Annotated in this window: 4 protein-coding genes; all 4 read left to right on the top strand. The window is 36.1% G+C overall.

Annotated features, from left to right (window positions below; translation table 11 throughout):
• The first annotated feature begins 246 nt into the window (after nt 1–246).
• The 4 genes from KI356_RS04565 to KI356_RS04550 all read left to right on the top strand — a co-directional run bounded on the left by KI356_RS04565 (nt 247) and on the right by KI356_RS04550 (nt 6,046).
• Nucleotides 247–2,193: a BglG family transcription antiterminator gene (locus tag KI356_RS04565; RefSeq protein WP_212934884.1), complete on the top strand. Its 1,947-nt coding sequence runs from the start codon at nt 247–249 to the stop codon at nt 2,191–2,193.
• 144 nt (nt 2,194–2,337) lie between these two features.
• Nucleotides 2,338–4,290, top strand: a complete 1,953-nt coding sequence (locus tag KI356_RS04560; RefSeq protein WP_212934883.1) for a PTS fructose transporter subunit IIABC — start codon at nt 2,338–2,340, stop codon at nt 4,288–4,290.
• Nucleotides 4,291–4,307: 17 nt separating this feature from the next.
• The gene (manA, locus tag KI356_RS04555; RefSeq protein ID WP_212934882.1) at nt 4,308–5,252 is read left to right on the top strand and encodes a mannose-6-phosphate isomerase, class I; all 945 of its coding nucleotides are present in this window, start codon (nt 4,308–4,310) and stop codon (nt 5,250–5,252) included.
• Between the two features lie 122 nt (nt 5,253–5,374).
• The gene (locus KI356_RS04550) at nt 5,375–6,046 is read left to right on the top strand and encodes a response regulator transcription factor (protein WP_212934881.1); all 672 of its coding nucleotides are present in this window, start codon (nt 5,375–5,377) and stop codon (nt 6,044–6,046) included.

The raw sequence follows: 6,046 nt of genomic DNA, 5'->3' as shown, positions 1-6,046 counted from the left end.
TACTTTGGTGTACAAGATGATTCCTTACAAAATAGTGAACAAAAGTTACTTACTATTAAAGAAGATATAATGAATCGTTTATAATAAATTTTTAGAAGAGTTCGGTTATGCATCGAACTCTTCTTTTTTATGAACAAATTCCAAACAATAAAATCCATCGATTCACGAATCTACCAATATGTTATGATAAATGCACTAAGTTAGTAACATAATGTTTTTAAAGGATAGAAGAGACAGGTGAAGCAGATGAATAAAAGGCAACAGGAAATTTTACATGTTTTATTATCTGAGTCTAATGAGTATTTGTTAGTGCAGGAGCTTGCTGATAAGGTAAGTTGTTCTGAGAAGACGATCCGCAATGATTTTAAAGTGATTGAGGAGTATTTAGAAAGGTATTCAGATGCACTTCTTATTCGGAAACCGGGTTTAGGTGTGTATTTAGAGATTAAGGATTATGATAAGGCAAATTTATTTAATAGGCTGTATGCTGTAAGACAGGCTGTAAGCTATGAATCAGATGAAGAAAGAGTATTACAAATTGCGTATAGTTTGTTGATGAATGTCAAACCTGTTACGGTGCAGGAGCTTGCCATGCAATATTTTATAAATCGAGCTACGATTAAGAAAGATTTAGATAAAATCGAAAAGTGGCTGGAAGAACTAGGATTAGAGTTAATTTCAAAGCAAAGGGTAGGATTAACAGTAGAAGGAGAAGAGAGAAGTAAGAGGAAAGCATTAGCTAAGCTATCGGATTTAATTCATAGTCAGGAATTAATGAACGAATTTATTAAAAAGCAGTTTTTGTATCATGAAATTGAATTTGTAATGACTGAATTGAAAGCGTTACAAAAAAGGTATTCTATATTTTTTACAGATGATACGTTAGAAAATCTTTTATTACATACATTAATTATGGTGCGAAGAATGAAGTTAAAGCAACCAATTTCAATGTCTAAAAAGGATTTGGAAATTGTACGAGAGACGAAAGAGTATGAGTGGACTTTAGATTTTTTAACAAGGTTAGAGTTTGTATTTACGGTCCATTTTGCTGAGGAGGAGGTAGCTTATTTAGCTATTCATATTTTGGGTGGGAAATTCCGCTATCAAGATGAATGGGAAAGAAATAAGCTTAATGTGAGTAGTCCTATGCTTTCGCAAGTTGTATCGCATTTAATAGAGCGTATGTCTAGTTTGAATGAAATCGATTTCAATAAGGATAAATTTTTATTAGAAGGATTACAGATGCACCTGTATACGACATTAAATCGTTTGCAATATAATCTGTCTGTTTCTAATCCAATGCTTCATGAAATTAAGCGAATGTACCCGTATATGTTTGATATGTTAATCCATGAGTTGGATGATATAAATAAATTATTGGATTTACAAATTCCTGAGGAAGAAGCTGCATATATTACTTTGCATTTTCAGGCAGCGATGGAGCGTTTAAGTGATAAAAAGGTATCGAAAAATATAATTATTGTTTGTCACATGGGAATAGGAATGTCGCAATTATTACGGACAAAAATTGAAAGAAAGTTTCGGTATGTTCATGTGATGGATTGTATAGCAAAGTCTGACCTAGAAGAGTATTTGATGAAAAATCAGAAGGTAGAGCTCATAATTTCTACGATTGATCTTCCACAGTTAAAGATTCCTCATTGTGTTGTGTCTCCTTTATTAGAGCAGGTTGAAGAAAATAAATTAGAGGATTTTATGAAGAGGCTAGATGAACTACCTTCTAACGAAAATAAGAACTTTGTGTTATTGAATTACACGACTCCTTTTCTGGTCTTTCTACAACAAGAAGTAGAACATCGTTATGAATTAATTGAAAGATTAGCGAAATCACTTTATGAAAAAGGGTACGTAGAAAAAGAGTATATGGAAAATGCGATTGCTAGAGATAGAATGTCAGCAACGACAATTGGTGCAGGGGTCGCCATCCCGCATGGAAATCCTAAGCTTATTAAACAGTCAGTAATTGCGGTCGCTACGCTTAAGGAACCATTGGATTGGGGAGTAGAGAAGGTATCGCTCGTATTTATGTTGGCGGTTAAGAGTGACGGAAAGGAAGTTACGAAACAACTATTTCATGAGTTATCTTTTATAAGTGAACAACCTGTTTTTGTTCAGAAGCTTATAAAGGAAACAAATATAATAAAATTTTTATCTCATTTGAGATATGAATAGGTAAGGCGAGAAGCCTTACCTATTTGTTTGTTTCAGTAAAATAATGTTTTTTCCGGAGGTTACGGTAAAAAACAAAACTTTTATGAAGCGAGTATTGATATATATTATTTGTAGGCGCTTACATAAGGGTTGAGGGGGATTAAAATGAAAGTACTAGCGATTACATCGTGTCCAAATGGGATTGCCCATACGTATATGGCTGCAGAAAATTTACAAAAAGCAGCGGATAAATTAGGAATTCAAATGAAAGTTGAAACACAAGGTGGTATAGGTGTTGAAAATGAACTTACTGAGCAAGAGATTCGTGAAGCGGATGGCATTATTATAGCTGCAGATCGAGTAGTAAATAAAGATAGATTCGTAGGTAAAAAGCTACTAGTTGTAGGAGTTAAAGATGGTATTCGTAAACCAGAGGAGTTAATTCAAAAAGTAGTAGATGGTAATGTTCCTGTTTATCATTCGGATGTGAAAGAAAAAGGAAATGATTCACAAGGAAAAACGCAAAATCCAATATACCGCCATTTAATGAATGGTGTATCGTTCATGGTTCCTTTCATTGTGGTAGGTGGATTGTTAATTGCAATTGCATTAACACTTGGTGGTGAGAAAACGCCTGGTGGTTTAGTAATACCAGAAGGATCTTTTTGGAAAACGATTGAGCAAATAGGTGGAGCTTCGTTTGCATTTATGGTTCCAATTCTAGCTGGATATATTGCTTATAGTATAGCTGATAAGCCTGGACTTGTCCCTGGTATGATCGGTGGATATATCGCAGCAACAGGAAGTTTCTATGGTAGTGAGAGTGGGGCTGGCTTCTTAGGTGGAATTATCGCAGGTTTCTTAGCCGGTTATGTAGCTTTAGGAATTAAAAAGTTAAAAGTACCAAAAGCGCTTCAACCAATTATGCCAATTATCATTATTCCGGTATTTACATCGCTTATTGTTGGTTTAGCCTTTGTATTTATTATAGGTGCTCCTGTAGCACAAGTATTTGAATCATTAACGGCTTGGTTAGCTGGTATGCAAGGTTCAAGTTCAATTCTTTTAGCATTAATCTTAGGTGCAATGATTTCATTCGATATGGGTGGTCCAGTAAATAAAGTAGCATTCTTATTTGGTTCTGCAATGATTGGAGAAGGAAATTATGAAATTATGGGACCAATCGCAGCTGCAATTTGTATTCCACCAATCGGGATGGGACTTGCTACATTTATAGGAAAGAACAAATTTCAAGAGTCAGAAAGAGAAATGGGGAAAGCCTCATTTACGATGGGCTTATTCGGTATTACAGAAGGCGCTATTCCGTTTGCAGCGCAGGATCCATTACGTGTGATTCCAAGTATTATGGCTGGCTCAATGACTGGCGCTGTTATTGCAATGATTGGTCATGTAGGTGATAGAGTAGCACACGGTGGCCCAATTGTTGCTGTACTGGGAGCGGTAGATAATGTCTTCATGTTCTTTGTTGCTATTATTGTAGGTTCTATTGTAACGGCAATCATTGTGAACGTATTAAAGAAAGATATTTCAAAAGTTGAAGAAATACAAGAATCAAAAGAAATGAAAGAAGTTTCAGCAACAAAGGAAGTAGCAGAAGTTCAAGAGCAAGTAATAGAAAAGAAAGCTGAAAAGGTAGAAATTCAGAAGTTAACAGACATAACGAGTTTAGAGCTTATTGATATTAACTTAGCGGGAGAGACACGTGACGATATTATTGATGAGATGATTGGGAAATTAAATACTGTAGGCGCTTTACATTCTGATTCGGAATTTAAGCAAGCTATTATGAATCGTGAAGCTGAGAGTACTACAGGTATTGGAATGAATATTGCGATTCCTCATGGGAAGTCGGATGCAGTAAAAAAACCGAGTGTTGTATTTGGGATTAAACAATCGGGAGTAGATTGGAAAAGCTTAGACGGAACGGATGCAAAATTAATATTTATGATCGCAGTTCCAAAAGAGAGTGAAGGAAATGAGCACTTGAAGATTCTTCAAATGCTTTCACGAAAACTTATGGATGATAGTTATAGAGAGAGATTAATATCTGTCCAAACAAAAGAAGAAGCACATAAATTATTAGATGACATCGTATAAAATGGAGGATTTTAATCATGACGGAACCGCTATTTTTTGCACCCATTTTTAAAGAAAGAATTTGGGGTGGTACGAAATTAACTTCTTTCGGATATGAAATACCATCAGAACAAACGGGAGAATGTTGGGCGTTTGCTGCGCATCAGAACGGACAAAGTGTAGTTAAGAGCGGAGAGTATAAAGGCTTATCTTTAGGACAATTGTGGAATAATCATCGAGAATTATTTGGAAATATTGAGGGGGATCGCTTCCCTCTTCTTACAAAAATTTTAGATGCAAATCGTGACTTATCTGTTCAAGTACATCCGAATGATGAATATGCACGTATAAATGAAAATGGTGAGCTAGGAAAGACTGAATGCTGGTATGTCATTGATTGTAAAGAAGGTGCTGAGATTATTTATGGGCATCATGCAAAAACAAAGGATGAACTAGTAGATATGGTTGAACAAGGAGGATGGGACAAGCTATTACAGCGTGTAAAAGTGAAGCCGGGTGATTTCTTCTTCGTTCCAAGTGGAACTGTTCATGCAATTGGTGAAGGTATTTTAATATTAGAAACGCAGCAAAACTCTGATACTACTTATCGATTATACGATTATAATAGAAGAGATTCAGAGGGAGAATTACGTGAACTGCATCTTGAGAAAAGTATTGAAGTGATAGAAACACCATTTATTTCAGATCAACAAACTGTTCAATATGAAGAGATAGAAGATCTACATGTAACAAAGTTTATTGAGTGCCCTTATTTTTCAGTTAAAAAATGGGAGTTAGATGGAGTGGTCAACTTAACGCAAAAAAATTCATTTCTTCTTTTAAGTGTAATAGATGGAGAAGGAGAGTTGGTACATGGGACTGAAAAGTATCGATTTGAGCAAGGGGATCATCTCATATTACCAAGTGATTTTGGGGAATATAGAGTTGTAGGACGTGCTGAATTTATTATTGCGAGCGTGTAAGAGAGAAATATAACAGGAGAGAGTATCGTCGTTCAAAATACGTTCGACAATACCCTCTCTTTTTTTATCTGATTTTTGCTATACTAAACTGTACTATAATACAGGATGGAAGGAGGAGAATGATGAAAGTACTTGTAGTAGATGATGAGTCGAGTATTCGTAATTTGATTCGGATGCAGTTAGAGATGGAAGGGTATGAAGTATTGACGGCGGCTGATGGGAGAGAAGCTTTAGAGAGATGGAATGAAGGGCCGGATGTACTCATTTTAGATGTGATGCTTCCTGATACGGACGGGTATGAATTACTTCGATTGTTCCGTGAGAAAGATAGGGATATTCCGGTGCTTATGCTGACAGCGAAGAGTCAGATGAATGATAAGTTACTTGGTCTTCAGCTTGGGGCTGATGATTATGTGACGAAGCCTTTTAATTATGCGGAGCTTATTCTTCGTGTGAAGAATATGAGCAGGCGTGTGAAGAAGGAGGAGGCAACTGTAAGTCATGAAGTAATTCGCGCAGGCGAGTTAGTGATTTGTCCTAAGGAGAGAAAGATGCATGTTAGTGGACAAGAAATTCAGTTAACGTACCGAGAGTTTAATTTATGTCAGTTGTTTGTTTCGAATCCGCAGCGTGTGTTTATGAGGGATGAGTTGCTAGAGAAGGTGTGGGGGTTTGAGTATATAGGGAATACGAGAGCGGTTGATATTATGGTGCAAAGACTTCGAAAGAAGCTCGGTACGAGCGGTGAGTATATTAAGACAATTTATGGCGTTGGCTATAAGCTAGATTGTTAA

It is taken from the genome of Bacillus hominis, from assembly GCF_018332515.1.
Classification (GTDB): domain Bacteria; phylum Bacillota; class Bacilli; order Bacillales; family Bacillaceae_G; genus Bacillus_A; species Bacillus_A hominis.
Note: the sequence above shows the minus strand (reverse complement) of the source record. Positions and strands in the feature narration are given on the sequence as shown.

What these genes read in the sequence shown, in the direction of transcription:
- KI356_RS04560 (WP_212934883.1), top strand. Translation starts at nt 2,338, where the DNA reads ATGAAAGTACTAGCGATTACATCGTGTCCAAATGGGATTGCCCATACG.
- manA (WP_212934882.1), top strand. Translation starts at nt 4,308, where the DNA reads ATGACGGAACCGCTATTTTTTGCACCCATTTTTAAAGAAAGAATTTGG.
- KI356_RS04565 (WP_212934884.1), top strand. Translation starts at nt 247, where the DNA reads ATGAATAAAAGGCAACAGGAAATTTTACATGTTTTATTATCTGAGTCT.
- KI356_RS04550 (WP_212934881.1), top strand. Translation starts at nt 5,375, where the DNA reads ATGAAAGTACTTGTAGTAGATGATGAGTCGAGTATTCGTAATTTGATT.